Genomic DNA, 19937 nt, shown 5'->3' on the forward strand with positions numbered 1-19937 from the left:
AGAAGCCGTCTCACAACTAGAGACGGTTTTTTTATGTTTTTTTCTTGTATAAAAGAGTGATTTTTTGTATATTTATATCTGATTTACAGACGATTATATATGAATTTTAAACATTACAATCAACGACAAATCACACTTTTGCCCTATTCGTTTGACGACCTTATTTCTAAGAAACATCCTGTTCGAGTAGTTGACCAAGTTGTGGAATCTATCAACATCCAACCATTATTAAAAGCATACAGTAAAGAGGGTAATCCAGCTTACCATCCAAAAATGTTGCTCAAAGTAATGTTGTATGCTTACATGACTAATACGTATTCTTCCAGGAAAATAGAATTAGCCATTAGAGAAAACATAAATTTTATGTGGTTAACCGGAATGACCATAGTTGATCACAACACTATTAATAGATTTAGAAGCAATAAGTTAAAGGATAGTTTTAAAGAAATTTTCAAACAAGTAGTATTAATGTTGGCTTCTGAAGGATTGATTTCATTAAAACAAATTTATATCGATGGCACAAAGATAGAAGCACAAGCAGGAAGATATACCTTTGTTTGGGGTAATAGCATCAAAACAAACAAAGCTAAAATGCTTACTCAGTTAGAGGAATTATGGAATTATACTCAAAGCATCTCCAATGATGATGACCCAAATCCAGAACCACCTGAGTTTAAAGAAATCAGTAAAGAAGTTATTCAAAAAACGGTAGAACAAATCGATGCCAAGCTCTCAGGGAATGAAAAAGCTACATCAAAAGCCAAAGCAAAACTGCGTTACATCAAACAAAATTTTGAAAAAAATCTTCAAAAATACGAAGAGCAAGAAGCTAATTTGGGTGAAAGAAACTCCTACAGTAAAACTGATCCTGATGCTACTTTTATGCGAATGAAAGAAGATCACATGCAAAACGGACAACTAAAACCAGGTTACAACGCACAAATATCTACTGAAAATCAAATCATCGTTAATTACACATTACACCAAAATCCAACAGATACTAAGACCTTACAACCACATTTAGAAAACTTCAAAGAAACCTACGGCGAAGAAGTATTTAAAGAATTAGAAGACATCACCGCTGACGCTGGTTATGGAAGCGAAGAAAACTATGATTACCTTGAAAAACAACAATTAACGGCTTATGTGAAGTACAATACTTTTGACAAAGAACAAGACAAAAATTATCAAAAGGAACATAAACCCTTTAGCAAAGAAAATCTTCATTACAACCAAGAAGAAGATTATTATGTATGTCCGATGGGACAAAAAATGCACAAAACTCACGAAAGTAAAAAAACTACCGAAGCTGGATACACACAACATTTATCACATTACCAAGCCAAAAACTGCGAAGGTTGTCCACTGCGAGTTCAGTGTTTTAAAGGAAAAGGAAATAGGAGTATAGAAAGAAATCACAATCTTGAAAGACACAAACAAAAAATAAGAGAACTACTTACAAGTGAAAAAGGTTTACAAAAAAGAAAACAACGCACAGCCGATGTTGAACCTGTATTTGCACAACTCAAACACAACCATAATTTTAGACGATTTTCTTTAAAGGGAATCCAAAAAACAGAACTTGAGTTCGGTTTAATGGCTTTAGCACACAATTTAAGAAAGAAAATTGCCGCTTAAAACTAAATTTTTCATTTATATATAAAAAAATAAACTTTTATCGAAGATATTGAAAAATAAAAAAACCGTCTCAAATTTTAGTAATGAGACGGCTTCTTTTTTATTTTTATTCATTTAGCATTCACTATTTTCAATTTGTTGTATTTGCCATAAAAAATATCAGGTAATTTTACGGCACAAAAATTTGCTGCCATGCAATTCAATAGAAAGGCATTAACCAATGCACAACTGATCAATTTTTATCATGAATTATTATATCCCAGACTAATTGAAGAAAAAATGTTGGTGTTATTGCGTCAGGGAAAAATCAGTAAATGGTTTAGTGGCATTGGTCAAGAAGCCATTGCAGTTGGTGCTACCTTAGCTTTGGAAAGCGATGAATGGATAATGCCCTTACACAGAAACTTAGGAGTATTTACTTCCAGAAAAATGCCTTTGCACAAATTATTCATGCAATGGCAAGGCAATCATGAAGGGTATTCTAAAGGAAGAGAAAGAAGTTTCCATTTTGGTTCTAAAGAACATTTTATTTGTGGCATGATTTCACATTTAGGTCCACAATTGGCCGTAGCCGATGGTGCAGGATTAGCCAATCAATTACAACAAAAACATAAAGTTGCATTAGCATTCACCGGCGATGGCGGTACAAGTGAAGGCGATTTCCATGAAGCCCTAAATGTAGCTGCCGTTTGGAACTTGCCGGTTATTTTTATTATTGAAAATAACGGATACGGACTTAGCACACCTGTTAATGAACAATACCGCTGCAAAAATTTGGTTGATAAAGCCATTGGTTATGGAATGGAAGGCGTTCAAATTGATGGAAATAATATTTTAGAAGTGTATGATACAATTAGCGGCGTAAGAAAATATTGTATTGAACAACAAAAGCCCTATTTAATTGAATGCATGACTTTTAGAATGCGCGGTCATGAAGAGGCCAGTGGCACAAAATATGTTCCCAAAGAGCTATTTGACATTTGGGCGGAAAAAGATCCAATAAAAAATTATGAAGAATATTTATTGAATGAGCAAATCCTTACCCCATCAGCCATTGAAGATATAAGGCATAACATGAAATTGGCTATTGAAGAAGAATTACAAATTGCTTATCAGGCAGCACCTATGGTTGCCAATACACGGGAAGAGTTGGCGGATGTTTATGCCCCTGCCCCACCTGTTGAAGAGCCTTCCGAAAACATGCGTAATAATTCAGCAACTACTGAGAAACCACATCGTTTAATTGATGCGCTTAAGGATGGTCTTGATTTGGCCATGCAAAAACATGATAAACTCATTTTAATGGGTCAAGATATTGCAGAATATGGTGGTGCATTTAAGATTACAGAAGGCTTGCTTGAGAAATATGGCAAAAATAGAGTACGCAATACACCCTTATGCGAAAGCGCCATTATTGGTACTGCATTAGGTTTAAGTTTAGAGGGGTTTAAGAGCATGGTTGAAATGCAGTTTGCCGATTTTGTTTCTGTAGGATTCAACCAAATAGTAAACAACTTAGCGAAAATACATTACCGTTGGAATCAAAATGCCGATGTGGTTGTTCGAATGCCAACCGGTGCAGGGGTTGGTGCCGGTCCCTTTCATTCACAAAGCAATGAAGCTTGGTTTACACATGTGCCCGGTTTAAAAGTGGTTTACCCGGCAACGCCGTTCGATGCAAAAGGCTTACTGTTGGCATCATTTAATGACCCCAATCCAATTTTATTTTTTGAACACAAAGCTTTGTATAGAAGTGTAACCGGTTATGTACCTAATGAGTATTATGAGATACCAATAGGTAAAGCAAGAGTTGCGCAAAGTGGAAGCGATTTAAGCATTATAACCTATGGTGCGGGTGTACATTGGGCATTGCAATATTGTGCTGAACATACCGATTCCTCAATTGAAATTATTGATTTAAGAACATTATTACCACTGGATTATGATAGTATTCGTAACACCGTTTTAAAAACAGGCAAAGTGCTGGTGTTGCATGAAGACACACTTACCGGCGGCATTGGCGCTGAAATAAGTGCCTGGATAACAGAACATTGTTTTGAACACTTAGATGCACCCGTAATGCGCTGTGCCAGTTTAGATACGCCTGTCCCTTTTAACACAACACTTGAACAAAACTTTTTAGCACATGCCCGATTAGCAGAAACTATTGAGAGATTGCTTAATTATTAAAGCACTCAACTACTCACCGGGATGATACTGTTTTGTAACGTGTTTTAATACATCATCTTTATAAAATAAAACATCTTTAAAAACACCATTGGTGTACATAGCTGCCTGGTCGGTAAAATGAGGTGAACTAACATGGCCGCTTTCACCACCGGTTAATAATGATTTAGCTTTCACTGTTTTACCAAACTCTACTGCACAAATAAAACTATTGCCATTATAACCATAACGTTTTTTAGTTCCATTGAAAGTTTTACTTACGAAAGAAGGAATGCAACCCCATGTTGAGGCCGCAAAGCCAACAGGTAAACTAGGCTTGTTATCATCAAAAATTTCATTGACATTACCCGTTAATCGTTGGTAACGATTAATATCGCCCCAAGCAACTTGCCAGCTTCCAAAATTTTGTGTTAGTTGTTCAATAACTCTTTGCAAGGGTTGCAATAAACTAACGGAACTGGCTTGCTGTGCAAAACGAATTGTTTTTTCAACCTGATCTGCTTCATCCTCTTCATCTTTATTTTTCATAATTTCAGGCAAAAGCTTTTGCCCCCATTCAATAGCCAAAGTTGTGGCAACAGAGGTTGCTGAGGCATTCCTATTCCAATGCTGTAATAGTTCAATGGGTTGCTCTAAATTCGGATAATTATTTTTTTCAAGATCATACGCTTTAAGCAAAGCCGGAATTAAAATGTCAAAGGCTGACAAATGGGTATTATAAGCAGTTTTAATTACCTTATCAAGCGTTAGCTGCGTAGCATTTTCCCACAATTTTACGGCCAACACGCCACGAAAATTTTGACCATCAGGTGCCATGTAGTGGGGATAATTTTGTTTTAAGGGGCTACTTGAACCTGAAACTGTAAACGGTGTAGAATTACAATTTTCTATAAAACCGGTGGCCGGATTATAAACATGAATTATCTCATTCAAAGTATGTAACCCTTTCCATTCGGTTGCAGCAATAGTTCCATCTACCGGCAATGCCCAATTGTACGCAGTATCGCGTCGTGGCATAAAATTACCATGCCAATAAGCTATATTTCCTTTATCATCAGCATAAACAGTATTGTTAGATGTGTTAGAATAGAGTTCCATTGTTTTTTTAAACTCATCAAAGTTGTTGGCTTTGGTTCGCATCCATGATTGGATAAGGCTATTCATGGAACGATTCATGGCTTTTACTGCAATCCATTGATGGTTGCGTTGTGCCATAACCGGACCATGATGTGTAAAATAGGTTGTAAATGTTTTAGCAATTTTATTGCTGCCATTCGAATAATAAATGGTTATTTGCTTTTGTTGAACGGGTAGCCATTGATGATTGTAATAATACATCCATTTCCCATTTTGTTGTTGCACCTTCTCGGCATATAAATCTGCTACATCTGCATAACTGGAAGTATGCATCCAACCACAATGTTCATTAAATCCTTGATATACAAAAAACTGCCCCCAGGTTACAGCACCATATGCATTTAACCCTTCCTTGCTCACCACCTGCACTTCGGGGCGAAAATAAAAAGTTACATGTGGATTAATGTATAAAATGGCATTTCCAGAAGCTGTTTTTGAAGGCGCAAAGGCAAACCCGTTAGAACCGGAAGTAAGTTGTTCATTTTCGGAAAATATTTTTGCAGTGGGTAAATGTTCATTACCATAAAAATTTTTAAGTTCATTAGTAGTAACTCCACCAATATCAATTGCGCCAATACTTCCATCCGTCCACAATAACGGATACCAAGGCTTGAATGGATTTAATAAAACAGGTTTTACGTCGGGATGTTTGAATAAATAAAAATTGATTCCATCGGCATAAGCATCCAATAATTGCTTTAGCCATGATGGTGCCTTTGCATAATCATTCTTTGCATCAATTGAATCAATTTGTAAACGAATCAATAAGTCATCATATAGGGAAGATTCTCCTTTTACTTCCGCCATTCGCCCCAGTTTTTCAATATAATTCATTTCAACCCTTTGAAAATCATCCTCACATTGCGCATACAGTAAACCAAAAACTGCAGCAGCATCGGTATTTCCATAAACATGCGGAATTCCCCAGTTATCGCGAATAATTGTTACTTGTTTGGCCATATTTTCCCAACGTTGTATGTTGGTTGCATTATTTTGTTGCGCATTTAGTTGCAATGGAAGCAAGAACAATAGCCATAAGTATTTCATACGCTTTTAATTTTCATTTTGTTTTAGCACTCTAAGTAAGTTTCCACCCAAAATTTTTTCAATATCTTTTTTGTTGTATCCTCGTTGCATTAAACCTTTGGTTATAAGGGCATAACTGGTAACATCATCCAATTGTTGTGGGGCTGAATTAATGCCATCAAAATCAGAACCCAAACCAACATGGTCAACTCCAATTAATCGAACAATATAATCCAAATGATCGAGTAATAAAGATAAAGATGGTCGCCAACCGTTTACTTCAGTTGCATATTTTTGAAATAACCATGTTAATGCATAATCGCGTTGCATGCCCTTATGTATTAAACTATCTAACTCCATTTTATGGCTTACAGAAAACTGTTGTTGCTTTTGCATGAAGGTGCTATCTAAAAATCCGGAATAAAAATTCAACTGAATAACACCGCCATTTTTACCAATTGCTTTTATTTGCTCATCTTTTAAATTTCTAAATACCGGGCAAATATTATACACATCACTATGCGATGCAATGATGGGCTTTGTAGTGGTATGAATAACATCCCAAAAAGTTTGTTCGCCGGTGTGTGATACATCAATCAACATTCCCAATGCATTCATGTGTCTTACTACTTGTTTGCCAAAATCGGTTAAACCCTTGTGTGTTATGGTTTTTGCATTCAGGGTTTCATCCATTGCCGAAGTAGCCCAGCTGTTAGAATTATTCCAAGTTAATGTTAAATAGCGTGCACCCCGGTTATATAAACTATCCAACTTTTTCAAATCGTTTTCAATCATGTGTCCACCTTCAACGCCAAACATTGCAGCCAGTTGATGTGCTTTTACTGTTTGCAATAGTTGTTGATAGTTTTTTACAATTACAATTTTATTCGGATTTCTTTTGGCTACAGCATATAAAGTATCCATTTCTCTATTAGCAAAGTCAAATGGATTCCGTTGGTCGCCATCGCACCATACAGAAAAAAACTGAACATCTACACCACCCTTTTTAAATCTATTTAAATCGGACATTGTAATATTCGTTAAATCATTATCTAACGAAACCTTTTTTTCAATACATGCGCTTAAGATATCGTTATGTGTATCAACCAAAATGGCATTTTGAGTAATACGTTCGTAGCGTTGCGCATGCACAGATAATCCAATGCAAAAGACAAAAAACAGTAAGCCGATTTTTGTATGAATCATTATTATAAATTTTGTAATGTATTATTTTTTAAAGTCACCCCATTACGTACTCCGGTATGCTTGCCATTTTGCAATGTAACAGCTCCATTTACAATAACGTATTGCACACCTTCTGAATATTGATGTGGACTATCATAAGTTGCTTTATCTATAATGGTGTTAGGATTAAAAACAACTACATCTGCCGCATAACCCGGCAATAATAAACCCCTATTGTATAAATGAAATTTTTGTGCAGGCAAGCCGGTCATTCTTCTAATAGCTTCTTCCCAACTAAATAAATGCAATTCCCTTACATATTTACCCAAAATTTTTGCATTACTACCGTAACCTCGGGGATGGGGTACCCCTTCGCCAAACACCCGAATGCCGGCATCGCAACCAAACATACAGAAAGGGTATTGCATAATGTATTGCACATCGCCTTCACTCATACCATGAAATACCATTGCAGCACCGCCATGTTGCATCATTTCTAAAACTGTTTCAGCTTCTGCTTTAGCAGTATGTTTTCTTCCTTTTAAAACATTAATGGCTTCAATACTTTTACCATTTAAAGTTGTATCGAAGTTATAATAGGCTACCACCGGATAACTAAAATGTTTCAGTTTTCGCTTATGCAGCCTTTCCAACATATAATCAATACACTGTTTACGAATAGCAGCATTACTGAGTCGGGCATTAATAGAATCTTTCCCATCCGCTAAAACCCAATCGGGCAGCAAGGTTCCCAAATTAGTACTGCTGGCTGTGTAAGGATATTGATCAATAGTTACGTCAATGCCATTACGTCGTGCATCTTTTATTAAGGCCAAAGTTTCTTTACTTCTACCCCAGTTTTGCTGACCACTTAATTTAAAATGCGAAATCTCAACAGGCAAACCGGCTGTTTCACCAATATACAAAGCCTCTTTAATAGCCGGTACAACGCTATCGCCTTCGTTGCGCATATGAGTAGCATAAACACCATTGTAAGCTGCAGCAATTTTAGCCAATGCCACAACTTCATTGGTATTGGCATAGGCACCCGGTATATAAATCAATCCTGTTGATAGTCCAACCGCCCCATCTTGCATGGCTTTTTGCATTATTTTTTCCATTTGCTGCATTTCCTGCGGTGTAGGTGCACGGCGGGCAGTACCCATTACAGCTTTACGAATGTCATTGTGACCTATTAGCGAAGCCACATTAGTGGAAAGGTGTACACTATCTAAAAAATGAAAATAGGCACCCATATCCGTTTTAGAAAGGCCGCAATTGCCGGTAATAACGGTAGTAACCCCATCATAAATAAAGTTGTCAGCAGTAGGATTTCTGGCTTCATCGCCTTCAATATGGGTATGCACATCAATAAAACCCGGTGAAACAATTAAGCCGGAAGCATCAATGGTTTGATGCGCTTTCCAGCCCGTTAATTGACCAACAGCTAAAATTTTACCATTAGCAATAGCCACATCGCCATAAAACCAATTATTGCCCGTGCCATTCATAATTTTGCCGTTTTTAATTAAAATATCGGCAGTTTGGGCGTTCAATGTCAAGGAAAAAAGGACATAAAGGCAACAAAATAAGGTACGCATGGTTGTTTTTTTGGGGATATTGAAATTAAGGATTCTTAATGTTACTACAAAGCATTGCTGAAAACTGTACTTTTGCCAACTGAAAATTTTTTGAGGATATGCTGGATAAATTAGAAGCCATTAAGGCAAGGTTTGAACAGGTTGGTATTGCATTAACCAATCCTGAAATTATTAATAACCAAGCCGAATTTGGTAAACTTAGTAAAGAATACAGGGCTTTAGAAAAAATTGTACAACCTTTTGAAGAATATAAAAAAGTGTTGAACGACTATCAGTTTGTAAAAGACAACCTGAATAGTAATGATGAGGATATGAAAGAACTGGCCAAAATGGAATTACCCCAGTTAGAGGAAAAGAAAGAAACCTTAGAAAAAACCCTTACTCAATTACTAATACCCAAAGATCCTCAGGATGATAAAAATGCCATTTTAGAAATTAGAGCCGGTACCGGTGGCGATGAGGCTAGCCTTTTTGCAGGTGATTTATTGGGAATGTATTTACGCTATTGCGCGAAAAAAGGTTGGAAAACAGCCATTGTAAGCGAAAGTGAAGGAACTGCAGGCGGTTATAAAGAAGTTGTAGTTGAAGTTACCGGCGAAGATGTATATGGCACTTTAAAATTTGAAAGTGGAGTACACCGTGTACAACGGGTACCTGCAACTGAAACACAAGGGCGTGTACATACATCAGCAGCTACAGTAGCAGTTATACCTGAGGCCGAAGAAGTTGACTTTGAATTGAAAGAGAGTGATGTAAAAATGGAAACAGCGCGAAGTGGTGGTGCCGGTGGCCAAAACGTAAACAAGGTAGAAACAAAAGTTTTCTTAACCCACATTCCTACAGGCACTGTAGTGGTTTGCCAAACCGAACGTACACAGTTAGGTAATAGAGAAAAAGCCATGCAAATGCTTCGTACTAAATTGTATGAAGAACAAGTACGTAAACAAGAAGAAGAAATTGCCCGCCAACGTAAAACTTTGGTAAGTACCGGCGATAGAAGCGCAAAAATTAGAACCTATAACTGGCCTCAAGGAAGGGTAACAGATCACCGCATTGGATTAACTTCCTATAATTTAGATGCGGTAATGAATGGTGAAATTGATGAATTTATTGAGGCATTGCAACTAGCGGAAAACACAGCTAAAATGGCCAATCAATAAGTTAATTGTTGGCAGTTTTTACATTTACCTTAGCTTGTTTTTTGTAATACAAACAAACTGCTGTTAAACCGCAACTGTTACATTTGGGATTTCGTGCCAAACAAGTATAACGGCCATGTAAAATAAGCCAATGATGCGCCTTATGTATTAAATGCTGCGGTATGTATTGAATCAGTTGTTTCTCAGCAGCAAGAGGTGTGGTAGCTTTTGTGGTTAATCCAAGTCTGGCGCTTACCCTAAAAACATGCGTATCCACAGCCATATTGGGTTGTTCATCAATTACACTGGTAATTACGTTAGCGGTTTTGCGGCCCACACCGGGTAATTGTATTAACTCATTAACAGTCATAGGTACTTCACCCCCAAACTTTTCAATAAGCATATTAGCCATGCCAATTAAATGTTTGGTTTTATTGTTGGGGTAAGAAATACTTTTTATAAGTGGAAACAACTCATCGAAAGTTGCGTTCGCCAATGCCTGTACGTTAGAATATTTTTTAAAGATGGCAGGTGTGGTTTGATTAACCCTAACATCGGTGCATTGTGCTGAAAGAATAACAGCCACTAAAAGCTGAAAGGGATTGGTATATTGTAATTCGGTTTGTGCATTTGGAATATTTTTTTCAAAATAGTCCAGCACAATTTGGTAACGTTCTTTCTTTGTCATGAGTGCAATAAATACAGCAAAAAATAAACGACCGAAATTTTACAAATGAAAACTTTGACCAATGAATTGTAAAGCATCTGTGATGCCTGAACGCCAGTATCCCCAAGTATGGGCACCATCGCGTACACGAAACTCATGTGGCACTTTTTTCGCAGTAAGTGCTAAGTGAAGCATACAGTTTCCTTTGGTTAAAAAGTCGTCATCACCGCAATCAATCCAATAGCGTACTTTTTGTAAGTTATCGGCAGGTGTATTTTCTACAATTTTTAAAACAGAATTTTGATACCAGGCATTATTCAACCGCTGTTTGCCGGGTGGAAAGTTGCCATATAGTTTAGGAAAAGAAAATTTATCCCAATGATCTTGAGGCATATTCATCATTTCATCATCAGTAAATACTGCAGCACTTAAGGGAGCTGCGGCTGAAAACAAATTGGGATATTTCATTGCATAAATTAATGCGCCATAGCCGCCCATTGAAAGCCCTGAAAGTCCTCTAAAACGTTTTTCTGCCTTAATGCGGTATTTTTTTTCAACAGAAGGCATAAATTCTTTTATAAAAAAGTCTTCATAATTTTCCTGTCCATTTAATGCATTTATATACCAGCTAGAATCAGCATTGGGCATAATAATAATCATAGGCGGTATGGTGCCTTCCGCAATAGCTTTATCGGCAAAACGATTTACTTCACCGTATTGTATCCATCCCGTTTCATTATCGGTATAGCCATGAAACAAATACACAACGGGATAATTTCTATTAAAAGTATTATAATCGAAGGGAAGATAGACTGCATATGCTACCTCTTTATGCAAAATGTTGCTTTGCATTACTTCATGCTCAAAAACAGTTCCATGCGATTGCGCATTTAGGCTTCCTACAGAAACAATAAATAGTACTGCAATCAAAAATAATTTCATACGGCTAACTTTTAATGAATCATTAAAAGTAGCATTATTTCTTTGCATGTTTCTTGGCGTAAGCTAAAATACTTTTCACTGATTCTTCGCGGGGAAGTTTGGATTGATTTTTTAAACGTTCCAATTGCTTAATACTGCGTTGTAACATTTTTAGCTTTTCCTGAAGGAAAATGTCATCTTCTAATGCAGCTTCAATTTCGCGAGTTAGTTTGGGCTCTGTTTCTTGATAAAGATATAGGATTAGGGTTTCTTCTGTGAACAAACTCATTGTTTTGAGGGGTTTTTGAATATTATGTTTGGGTAATTTTTTGGGCATTTTGCAATAGCACTAATGGCCTAAGTTAAACGCACATTTATAACAAATATTGCAGGCGTGCATTAATTGTGGATAACATCGCTTTCTACCACAAATACATCTTCATTAGGCTTCTTCATTAAATATTTTTCCCGTGCAAACTTTTCAATAGCGGCAGGATTATTTTGCAAGTTATTCAAATCGCTTTGCGCCATTTTTATTTCATTTTCGTAATATGCCTTCTTTTGTAAAAGCTCCTTTAATTGATGTTTTTGTTGCCAAACATAAAACACATCACGCTGATCGAAAAACAGCATCCAAACCACAAAAAAAGCAATGCTTAAAATGTATTTGTTATAAAAAATGGCGGGAATTTTTTTAAACTTCAGTAACATAATATTTACACAATTTACTAGGGCCTATGAAAAATAAATAATTGTTCAAACATTTAATCGCAATCATTCATTTAAGTATGAATGCCCTTTTTTCAAAAGTTGCTTTATTTTATTTGGTTCATCCTAATAACGAAACGCTTAGCAATTTATTGAGTAAATGGCTGTTAAAAAAAAGAGAGACTTTCGGGAGTCTCTCTTTTTAAGAAATTGGCTGTAAAAATTATTTCGCAAATTTAATTTTGCCGGAAGGGAATAATGCGGAAGCACCTAATTCTTCCTCAATTCTTAATAATTGATTGTATTTGGCTATACGGTCGGTACGAGATGCTGAACCGGTTTTAATTTGGCCGCAACCAAGTGCTACTGCTAAATCGGCTATGGTAACATCTTCAGTTTCACCGCTACGATGGCTCATAATAGTATTATAACCATTGTGCTGTGCCAATGTAACTGCATTAATGGTTTCAGTAAGGGAACCTATTTGGTTTACTTTTACTAACAACCCATTGGCAATTTTATCATCAATACCTTTTTGTAGACGTTGTACATTGGTAACAAACAAGTCATCGCCTACCAATTGAATTTTACTACCCAAAGTTTGGGTTAATAATTTCCAACCTTCCCAATCGTCCTCTGCCATACCATCTTCTATGGAAACAATGGGATAATTTTTTACCCAATTTGCCCAATATTCTACCATTTTCTCAATAGAGAGTTCTTTACCGTCCGATTTATGGAAATGATAAACTTTTTTATTGGCATCAAACATTTCACTTACAGCCGGATCCATTGCAATGGCAATATCAGTACCTGCTTTAAAACCTGCAGCTGCTATTGCTGCCATAACAGTATCAATAGCCTCTTCATTGCTTTGAATATTTGGTGCAAAACCTCCTTCATCGCCTACGTTAGTGCTGTATCCTTTCTTTTTAAGTACTGATTTTAAAGCATGGAATACTTCTACACCCCAACGTAAACCTTCGCTAAAGCTTTTGGCACCTATAGGCATTACCATAAATTCCTGAAAATCTATTTTATTATCGGCATGTGCACCACCATTCAAAATATTCATCATGGGAACGGGAAGTGTTTTTGCATTCACACCTCCGATATAACGATACAATGGCAAACCCGCTTCTATAGCGGCGGCTTTAGCAACTGCCAAACTAACTGCTAATATTGCATTGGCGCCTAATTTAGCTTTGTTAGGCGTACCATCTAAAGCAATCATTGCTTCATCAATGGCCACTTGTTGGTCAACTTCAAAGCCGGTTATTTTTTCTGCAATTGTTTCATTAACATTTTTTACGGCTTGCAAAACTCCTTTACCTAAATATATACTTTTATCATTATCTCTTAATTCAACCGCTTCATGAACACCGGTACTAGCGCCACTGGGTACAGCAGCACGGCCTAAAGTGCCATTATCGGTTAATACATCTACTTCAATAGTGGGATTTCCGCGACTGTCTAAAATTTGGCGGGCATGTACATCTACAATGTAGCTCATGGTTGCTTGATTTTTTGTTTTTAATGGCTGCGAAAATACAGCATCCATGCAACTTTTATCAAGTAATTTAGCTACCAATTGTTAGCTTTCTAAATACCTCTTCTAAACTTTGTTGTTCGGATTGAAGCGCAATAATGTTCAGATTTTCTTGAAGTGCAAACGCCAATAAATGTTTTCTTACCAACTGTTCTTGTCGTGTATACAATTTAAAAGTTCCTGGGGCAGTCATTTCAACCCTATCAACTTCCGGTAGTTGCAATGCTTGAGGTTGTAAATGTTGTTCGCGAAGTGAAATGGTAATAGTAGCAATGTCATTTTTTTGATGCTGCAAATTTTGCAGCGTATCATCTGCTACAATTTTCCCTTCATTTATAATAATGGCTCTGTCACAAATTGCAGTTACTTCCTGTAAAGTATGCGAAGAAAACAAAACTGTTTTTTCCGAACCTTGTTGTTTTATTACATTCCTAATTTCAACTATTTGATTGGGATCGAGGCCACTGGTAGGTTCATCTAAAATTAATACTTCAGGGCTGTTAATGAGGGCAGCAGCAAGGCCTACCCGTTGTTTATAGCCTTTTGATAATTGTGCTATTTTTTTATTTTTTTCAACCTGAAGGCCGGTTAATTCAATCACCTTTTTAATTTCTTGCCATTTGTTTTTTATACCTTTTATTCCTGCAACAAAATAAAGATATTCACACACATACATGTCATAATACAGTGCATTTGTTTCAGGCAGATAACCAATCATTTTTTTTGCGTCAATGGGATTCCGTTGTACTTCTATACCATTAACAGTTACCATACCTTCATCGGGCATTAAATAACCCGTAATCATTTTCATGGTGGTACTTTTTCCAGCACCATTCGGACCCAAAAAGCCGGTAATTTGGCCTTTTTGCAAATGAAAACTAATATTATTTACGGCATATTGTTGGCCATACTGTTTAACCAAATGCTTTACTTCAACCGACATGCATTGTGAATTTGCCCGAAAGTACAATTTTAACTGAATGTAATGCGCAACAAAAAACTTAAAATAAATGCATATTACTATTTAAACTGAAAAGCAAAAGACACAATATTAGCCAACAAGTCGGTGGTTTGTAAATAATGCCCATACCGAACTTCAATATTAGACAAGTGTGTTTTTAAAATACCATCAGGTGGCGACAATCGTAACCCCATGCCAAAAAAATTACTGCTTAAAGCTGATAAGGCATAGTTACTGGTGTAGTATTGGTCGGCTGCTGTATGCATACCATATGGTGCAAAATAACGGGCAGCCGTTTGTATATAATACCTGTAAAAAGGTGATAACGAAAAGAAAGGGGTAATTTTTACAGGTACTTCCAAATCAATTGTATGTGATTGTATGCCCCATTGATCAAAATAATAACGGTAATAAGCACGTATAATTAAATTATCGCCGGCAAAATAATTCAACCGAATACCAATAGGTATTTTATATCGTAAAGAAGGTAGATTTTCAACATGATCGGTACCGTCATTAAAATAAACCCGATGAAACGGCAAACCCAGATAGCCGCTTTGCGAAACCAAATCGAGCATTACACTGGCTTGCAAACGCTTATTAATAACTTGTGAAAAGGTAAGCGATGCATCATAGGTGTTACGAGGTGCTGATGGAATTTTAGGTTTTTCATCCGTATAACCTCCCCCACCACTTAATACTGTATTTCCACTGGCAGTAGTAATGTATGTTGCACCCGAACTGGTGGTTGGTGTACTGCTTACGGGAATAAGTTCAGAGGGATATATTAATTTAACTTGATCGAAGTAGGCCGATATTTTACCATCAAACTGGCCATTATTATTGGTTTTTTTGGAATAACTGGCATCTAACCCCAATGAATGATAGTTGTATTCAGCAGAATAATAGGCTCCCAAGCCAAATGATGTTCCTTTATTTTCATTTTCAACTAACCAATTGAAAGAAGGATAAACTCTTGTACCTCCGGTTTTTGAAGCGCCGGTTTTAGAAACATAAGCAGCCGATGCTGAAGTATGATGATCGAATCCTAGGCCTGCCGTAATAGTATGTTTATTTTTTCTTGCATCCCATCCAACAAAATTCAGTTCTAAACCATTTGCCAAATCCACTACATGCTCATTCCCAATGCCACCCAATATGGCCGAGTGGTCACCATTTTGATTATAATAGCTGGAAACCAAATTAATTTCATCTAACTTAAGTGGTTTGGGTTCATAAGCAGTATCAACGCTATTGCTGGTTTGTGCAAATGCGTGTAATAACAAAATATAAATACCAACTACAGTTAAGCAAATTTTTTTCATGAAACAATTGTTAAGGATGACTTAAGCAGGTTTAACATTGGATGATTCAACAAGATGATTGTGGAATTATAAGGATAAAAGCCATTGTTTTAATTACAACCACAACCTCCGCCTGTTTTTCCACCATTTGCGCCGGCAGAACCTTCACGATAGGTTTGAAAATTCAACTCATTTTTTTGTACTCTTCTACTGGAAAGGCTCATCTCTGCATCATTCAATCGATTTTTTTGGTATTCTTTCACCGGTGTGCAGGCCAATAAACTCATGCATGAAAACACAATTAATATTCCATAATACACTGATTTCATAATTTTAAATTTTTGTATACTTTTGTTTATTAATATGAATATTACGAGAAGTAAAAACCCTATTATCATCATCAACAATAATAGCTTCAATGTTATTCATTTGATTAATCATATTTAAACCGGCATCAACACCCATAATAGTAACAGGTGTAGCCATTGCATCGGCAATTTCAGCATGTGTGGTAATAATGGTAACACTTTTAATACCGGTAACCGGCAATCCGGTTTTAGGATTAATAGTGTGTGAATATTTTTTTCCATTTATCCATACAAACTTTTCGTAATTGCCTGAAGTTGCTACAGCCATATTGCTGATATTGAAATAAGAGAATACGGAATAAGCTGCATCGGGATGCGCAATACCAATTGTCCAAGGCTCACCATTGGGTTGAAAACCCCATGTAATTAAATCGCCGGAAGCATTTACAATACCGCTTTCAATACCACATGCTAATAATACTTGTTTGGCTTTATCGGCAGCATAGCCCTTTCCAATACCTCCAAACCCAATACGCATGCCTTTATGTTTTAACAAAACTGAAAAATCGTTTTCATTTAATTCAATATTTTTGTAATTTATCAGCCGAACCATTTTCTTTGCGGTATGTGCATCGGGTAAGGCTTGCATTTTTAAATTGAAGTTCCATAAGTTTTTATCAATAGAGCCATAAGTAATATCAAATGCACCTTGCGTTACATTTGAAATACGAATAGAACGTTGTATTAATCGAAAGGTTTCTTCACTAACTTGTACAGGATGTATTCCCGCCGCAGCATTAATTAAATTAGTTTCGCTGCAATCATTAAATGTGGTTAATAAATTTTCTATTCGTTTTATTTCTGCAACAGCCTTTGCAATGCAATCATGCGCATAGTTTTTGCTATCGGCAACCACACTAATTTCAAACTGGTTGCCCATTAATTTCATACATTCCTTGTATAATTGTAAAGGCATTTTAAAATGGGTTAGTCAAGGCTATGGCATTTTTCACTTGTTCAACAAAAGCTTCCGGCGATACATTGGGGAAACCATCCCATTCTTTCCAAACCTTTCCATTGGCATCAATCAACAAGGTTAAAGGAAATATGCCCTTTGTATTGTATAAGTCGGCTACGGCATCATTTTGTTTCTGTTGTTGGGCAGACAGCTGATTTTTTTTCATCCTGGGGAAATCGGCATTTACCATAATTAAACTGCTATCGGCAAACTTTTCGAAAACAGGCGTTTCCAATATTTCCTTATGCAGCCGAATACAAGGCCCGCACCAATCAGAACCTGAAAAATTCAATAGAATGAATTTGTGTTGCTTTTGAGCTAGAAGCTTTGCTTCATTAAAATTATTTTGCCAGTGTATGGATAGCGTCAATAAAATAATACCCGAAAGCAGAGAATTCCGAATCATATTATTTCAGTTTTACAGGTGATATAGTTTAATTATTCCTTAACAGATAAACCGCTTTTTATTTTTGATGCTCGCAGCGATCATTAAATTAAGCTTAAAGGGCAATTACTTGCAATAAAAACGAAATACATAATAACGCAAACCTTTGCTTATTCCGTTAAAAAAATCGGTAAAGCTATAGGGCAACCCAATCAATAATCTTAATTTTATTGCCTAAACATTGATTGCCATGTCTTATCCTTATCAAATTAAAACCTTTGAACAATACCAAGCCGATTACAAAAAAAGTATAGAGAATCCGGAAGCATTTTGGAGTGCCATTGCAGAAAATTTTACGTGGCGAAAAAAGTGGGATAAAACCTTAGAATGGAATTTTACAGAACCCAAAATTGAGTGGTTTAAAGGCGGAAAATTGAATATTACAGAAAATTGCTTAGACCGCCATTTAGAAAAAATGGGCAACATGCCCGCCATTATTTGGGAACCCAACGACCCCGAAGAACACCACCGTGTACTTACATACAGAAAATTATATGAAAAAGTGTGTCAGTTTGCCCACGTACTAAAAACCAATGGCGTTCAAAAAGGTGACCGTGTTTGTATTTACATGGGCATGATTCCTGAATTAGCCATTGCAGTGTTAGCCTGTGCACGAATTGGAGCCATTCACTCTGTTATTTTTGGTGGATTTTCTGCTCAAAGTATTGCCGACCGTTTAGAAGATGCAAAAGCCAGTTTCGTAATTACCTGCGATGGGGCTTTTAGAGGCGCGAAAGATATTCCTTTAAAAAGTGTAATTGATGATGCATTAATTGGCAATAAAACGGTGAAAAGAGTAATTGTTGCCACCCGCACCCGCACCCCCGTTTCCATGATAAAAGGACGCGATGTTTGGTGGGAAGATGAAATTAAAAATGTTGAAACTTTAGGACTTACCGATTGCCCCGCCGAAGAAATGGATGCGGAAGATCCCTTATTCATATTGTACACATCCGGCTCAACCGGAAAACCCAAAGGTGTTGTACACACCTGTGGGGGATATATGGTGTACACTAATTATAGTTTTGTAAATGTATTCCAATATCAACCCGGCCAAATTCATTTCTGCACGGCCGATATTGGTTGGGTTACCGGTCATAGTTATATTGTTTATGGCCCTCTTTCTGCAGGTGCCACTACCTTAATGTTTGAAGGTATTCCTACCTGGCCCGATGCGGGAAGGTTTTGGGAAATTGTTGACAAATACAAAGTGAACATTTTATACACTGCACCAACTGCTATAAGAAGTTTAATGGGATTTGGCTTGGGCCCCCTGGCCGGGAAAAATTTGTCATCATTACAAGTTTTGGGCACAGTAGGCGAACCCATTAATGAGGAAGCCTGGCATTGGTATGATGAAAATATTGGAAAAAAGAAATGCCCAATTGTTGATACTTGGTGGCAAACAGAAACGGGTGGTATTTTAATTTCAAATTTAGCCGGTGTAACCCCATCAAAACCGGGATGGGCTACGCTGCCTTTGCCGGGAGTACAAGTAACATTGGTTGATGAAAATGGGAAAGAAATTGAGCAGGGCGATGCCGATATTGTTTCCGGTAATTTATGCATTAAAGCGCCCTGGCCGGGCATTTTGCGTACTACTTATGGCGATCATGAACGATGCCGAACCAATTATTTTGCCACTTATCCCGGTATGTATTTTACAGGCGATGGTGCCATGCGTAATAAAGAAGGCATGTACCGCATTACCGGTCGGGTGGATGATGTTTTGAATGTAAGTGGACACCGAATTGGTACAGCCGAAGTTGAAAATGCTATTAACATGCACGCCGGAGTTGTGGAAAGTGCAGTAGTTGGTTATCCGCATGAAGTAAAAGGGCAAGGCATTTATGCTTTTGTAATCTATCAGGGTTCACATGGACAAGATACACATGGCACAGGCGATTTGGTAAGAAAAGATATTACCCAAACCGTTACCCGTATTATTGGCCCCATTGCCAAACCCGATAAAATTCAATTTGTGAGTGGTTTACCCAAAACAAGAAGCGGAAAAATTATGCGCAGAATTCTCAGAAAAATTGCAGAAGGCGAAACAGATAATTTAGGTGATACCACTACTTTATTGGATCCGGGAGTTGTTGAAGAAATTAAAAAAGGACGATTATAATTTTGAATTGAGCAT

The 19937-nt window shown here is 36.9% G+C and carries 17 protein-coding genes; 4 read left to right on the forward strand and 13 right to left on the reverse strand.

The annotated features are described in order from the left end of the window. Positions 1-99: 99 nt before the first annotated feature. Both LX80_RS11455 and LX80_RS11460 read left to right on the forward strand, forming a co-directional pair. On the forward strand, positions 100-1638 hold the full coding sequence (locus LX80_RS11455; protein ID WP_111296236.1) for an IS1182 family transposase: 1539 nt from the start codon (positions 100-102) through the stop codon (positions 1636-1638). Positions 1639-1830: 192 nt separating this feature from the next. Further along, complete coding sequence (locus tag LX80_RS11460; protein ID WP_111296594.1) at positions 1831-3828, forward strand: alpha-ketoacid dehydrogenase subunit alpha/beta; 1998 nt, start codon at positions 1831-1833, stop codon at positions 3826-3828. A 9-nt stretch (positions 3829-3837) separates the two neighbouring features. Here LX80_RS11460 and LX80_RS11465 read toward each other — a convergent pair whose 3' ends face one another. Genes LX80_RS11465 through LX80_RS11475 form a run of 3 tightly spaced genes read right to left on the reverse strand, consistent with a single transcriptional unit; the run spans position 3838 to position 8684 of the window. Continuing rightward, positions 3838-6009, reverse strand: a complete 2172-nt coding sequence (locus LX80_RS11465) for a penicillin acylase family protein (protein WP_111296596.1) — start codon at positions 6007-6009, stop codon at positions 3838-3840. A 6-nt stretch (positions 6010-6015) separates the two neighbouring features. Further along, positions 6016-7194, reverse strand: a complete 1179-nt coding sequence (locus tag LX80_RS11470; RefSeq protein WP_111296598.1) for a dipeptidase — start codon at positions 7192-7194, stop codon at positions 6016-6018. A 2-nt stretch (positions 7195-7196) separates the two neighbouring features. After that, positions 7197-8684 carry an N-acyl-D-amino-acid deacylase family protein gene (locus LX80_RS11475; RefSeq protein ID WP_245898052.1) on the reverse strand — a complete coding sequence of 496 codons (1488 nt, stop codon included), beginning with the start codon at positions 8682-8684 and terminating at the stop codon, positions 7197-7199. A 188-nt stretch (positions 8685-8872) separates the two neighbouring features. Here LX80_RS11475 and prfA point away from each other — a divergent pair, with 188 nt between their 5' ends. Further along, positions 8873-9934: a peptide chain release factor 1 gene (gene prfA, locus LX80_RS11480; RefSeq protein WP_111296601.1), complete on the forward strand. Its 1062-nt coding sequence runs from the start codon at positions 8873-8875 to the stop codon at positions 9932-9934. Between the two features lies 1 nt (position 9935). Here the strand turns inward: prfA and nth are convergent, their stop codons facing one another. From nth to LX80_RS11530, 10 genes are all read right to left on the reverse strand, one after another. Next, positions 9936-10601: an endonuclease III gene (nth, locus tag LX80_RS11485; RefSeq protein WP_111296603.1), complete on the reverse strand. Its 666-nt coding sequence runs from the start codon at positions 10599-10601 to the stop codon at positions 9936-9938. 39 nt (positions 10602-10640) lie between these two features. Further along, complete coding sequence (locus tag LX80_RS11490) at positions 10641-11570, reverse strand: alpha/beta hydrolase (RefSeq protein WP_211307756.1); 930 nt, start codon at positions 11568-11570, stop codon at positions 10641-10643. Further along, on the reverse strand, positions 11557-11790 hold the full coding sequence (locus LX80_RS11495) for a hypothetical protein (RefSeq protein ID WP_146250489.1): 234 nt from the start codon (positions 11788-11790) through the stop codon (positions 11557-11559). Before LX80_RS11495 ends, LX80_RS11490 begins: the two co-directional genes overlap by 14 nt. Positions 11791-11900: 110 nt before the next feature. Next, positions 11901-12212: an FtsB family cell division protein gene (locus LX80_RS11500; RefSeq protein WP_111296607.1), complete on the reverse strand. Its 312-nt coding sequence runs from the start codon at positions 12210-12212 to the stop codon at positions 11901-11903. 220 nt (positions 12213-12432) lie between these two features. Next, on the reverse strand, positions 12433-13722 hold the full coding sequence (gene eno, locus LX80_RS11505) for a phosphopyruvate hydratase (RefSeq protein WP_111296793.1): 1290 nt from the start codon (positions 13720-13722) through the stop codon (positions 12433-12435). A 67-nt stretch (positions 13723-13789) separates the two neighbouring features. Beyond that, entirely contained in the window at positions 13790-14701 is a 912-nt protein-coding gene (locus tag LX80_RS11510) for an ATP-binding cassette domain-containing protein (RefSeq protein ID WP_111296609.1), read from the reverse strand. A gap of 77 nt (positions 14702-14778) precedes the next feature. Continuing rightward, the gene (locus tag LX80_RS11515) at positions 14779-16044 is read right to left on the reverse strand and encodes a DUF3570 domain-containing protein (protein WP_111296610.1); all 1266 of its coding nucleotides are present in this window, start codon (positions 16042-16044) and stop codon (positions 14779-14781) included. Positions 16045-16133: 89 nt separating this feature from the next. Continuing rightward, the gene (locus LX80_RS11520) at positions 16134-16352 is read right to left on the reverse strand and encodes a DUF4266 domain-containing protein (RefSeq protein ID WP_111296612.1); all 219 of its coding nucleotides are present in this window, start codon (positions 16350-16352) and stop codon (positions 16134-16136) included. Positions 16353-16356: 4 nt separating this feature from the next. Next, entirely contained in the window at positions 16357-17307 is a 951-nt protein-coding gene (locus LX80_RS11525; protein ID WP_111296614.1) for an FAD:protein FMN transferase, read from the reverse strand. A gap of 1 nt (position 17308) precedes the next feature. Beyond that, the gene (locus LX80_RS11530) at positions 17309-17755 is read right to left on the reverse strand and encodes a thioredoxin family protein (RefSeq protein ID WP_111296616.1); all 447 of its coding nucleotides are present in this window, start codon (positions 17753-17755) and stop codon (positions 17309-17311) included. 229 nt (positions 17756-17984) lie between these two features. On the opposite strand from LX80_RS11530, the gene acs reads away from it, so the two are divergent. After that, a complete protein-coding gene (gene acs / locus LX80_RS11535) occupies positions 17985-19922 on the forward strand; it encodes an acetate--CoA ligase (RefSeq protein ID WP_111296618.1) in 1938 nt (645 codons plus the stop codon). The last annotated feature ends 15 nt before the right edge of the window (positions 19923-19937 follow it).

The sequence above is a fragment of the Hydrotalea sandarakina genome (assembly GCF_003254115.1).
Classification (GTDB): Bacteria; Bacteroidota; Bacteroidia; order Chitinophagales; family Chitinophagaceae; genus Hydrotalea; species Hydrotalea sandarakina.

Excerpts from the sequence above, each read along its gene's own strand:
- LX80_RS11465 (WP_111296596.1), bottom strand. The coding sequence starts at position 6,009 with ATGAAATACTTATGGCTATTGTTCTTGCTTCCATTGCAACTAAATGCG.
- LX80_RS11460 (WP_111296594.1), top strand. The coding sequence starts at position 1,831 with ATGCAATTCAATAGAAAGGCATTAACCAATGCACAACTGATCAATTTT.
- LX80_RS11520 (WP_111296612.1), bottom strand. The coding sequence starts at position 16,352 with ATGAAATCAGTGTATTATGGAATATTAATTGTGTTTTCATGCATGAGT.
- nth (WP_111296603.1), bottom strand. The coding sequence starts at position 10,601 with ATGACAAAGAAAGAACGTTACCAAATTGTGCTGGACTATTTTGAAAAA.
- LX80_RS11490 (WP_211307756.1), bottom strand. The coding sequence starts at position 11,570 with ATGCAAAGAAATAATGCTACTTTTAATGATTCATTAAAAGTTAGCCGT.
- LX80_RS11495 (WP_146250489.1), bottom strand. The coding sequence starts at position 11,790 with ATGAGTTTGTTCACAGAAGAAACCCTAATCCTATATCTTTATCAAGAA.
- LX80_RS11510 (WP_111296609.1), bottom strand. The coding sequence starts at position 14,701 with ATGTCGGTTGAAGTAAAGCATTTGGTTAAACAGTATGGCCAACAATAT.
- LX80_RS11530 (WP_111296616.1), bottom strand. The coding sequence starts at position 17,755 with ATGATTCGGAATTCTCTGCTTTCGGGTATTATTTTATTGACGCTATCC.
- LX80_RS11500 (WP_111296607.1), bottom strand. The coding sequence starts at position 12,212 with ATGTTACTGAAGTTTAAAAAAATTCCCGCCATTTTTTATAACAAATAC.
- eno (WP_111296793.1), bottom strand. The coding sequence starts at position 13,722 with ATGAGCTACATTGTAGATGTACATGCCCGCCAAATTTTAGACAGTCGC.
- acs (WP_111296618.1), top strand. The coding sequence starts at position 17,985 with ATGTCTTATCCTTATCAAATTAAAACCTTTGAACAATACCAAGCCGAT.
- LX80_RS11475 (WP_245898052.1), bottom strand. The coding sequence starts at position 8,684 with ATGAATGGCACGGGCAATAATTGGTTTTATGGCGATGTGGCTATTGCT.
- prfA (WP_111296601.1), top strand. The coding sequence starts at position 8,873 with ATGCTGGATAAATTAGAAGCCATTAAGGCAAGGTTTGAACAGGTTGGT.
- LX80_RS11470 (WP_111296598.1), bottom strand. The coding sequence starts at position 7,194 with ATGATTCATACAAAAATCGGCTTACTGTTTTTTGTCTTTTGCATTGGA.
- LX80_RS11525 (WP_111296614.1), bottom strand. The coding sequence starts at position 17,307 with ATGCCTTTACAATTATACAAGGAATGTATGAAATTAATGGGCAACCAG.
- LX80_RS11455 (WP_111296236.1), top strand. The coding sequence starts at position 100 with ATGAATTTTAAACATTACAATCAACGACAAATCACACTTTTGCCCTAT.
- LX80_RS11515 (WP_111296610.1), bottom strand. The coding sequence starts at position 16,044 with ATGAAAAAAATTTGCTTAACTGTAGTTGGTATTTATATTTTGTTATTA.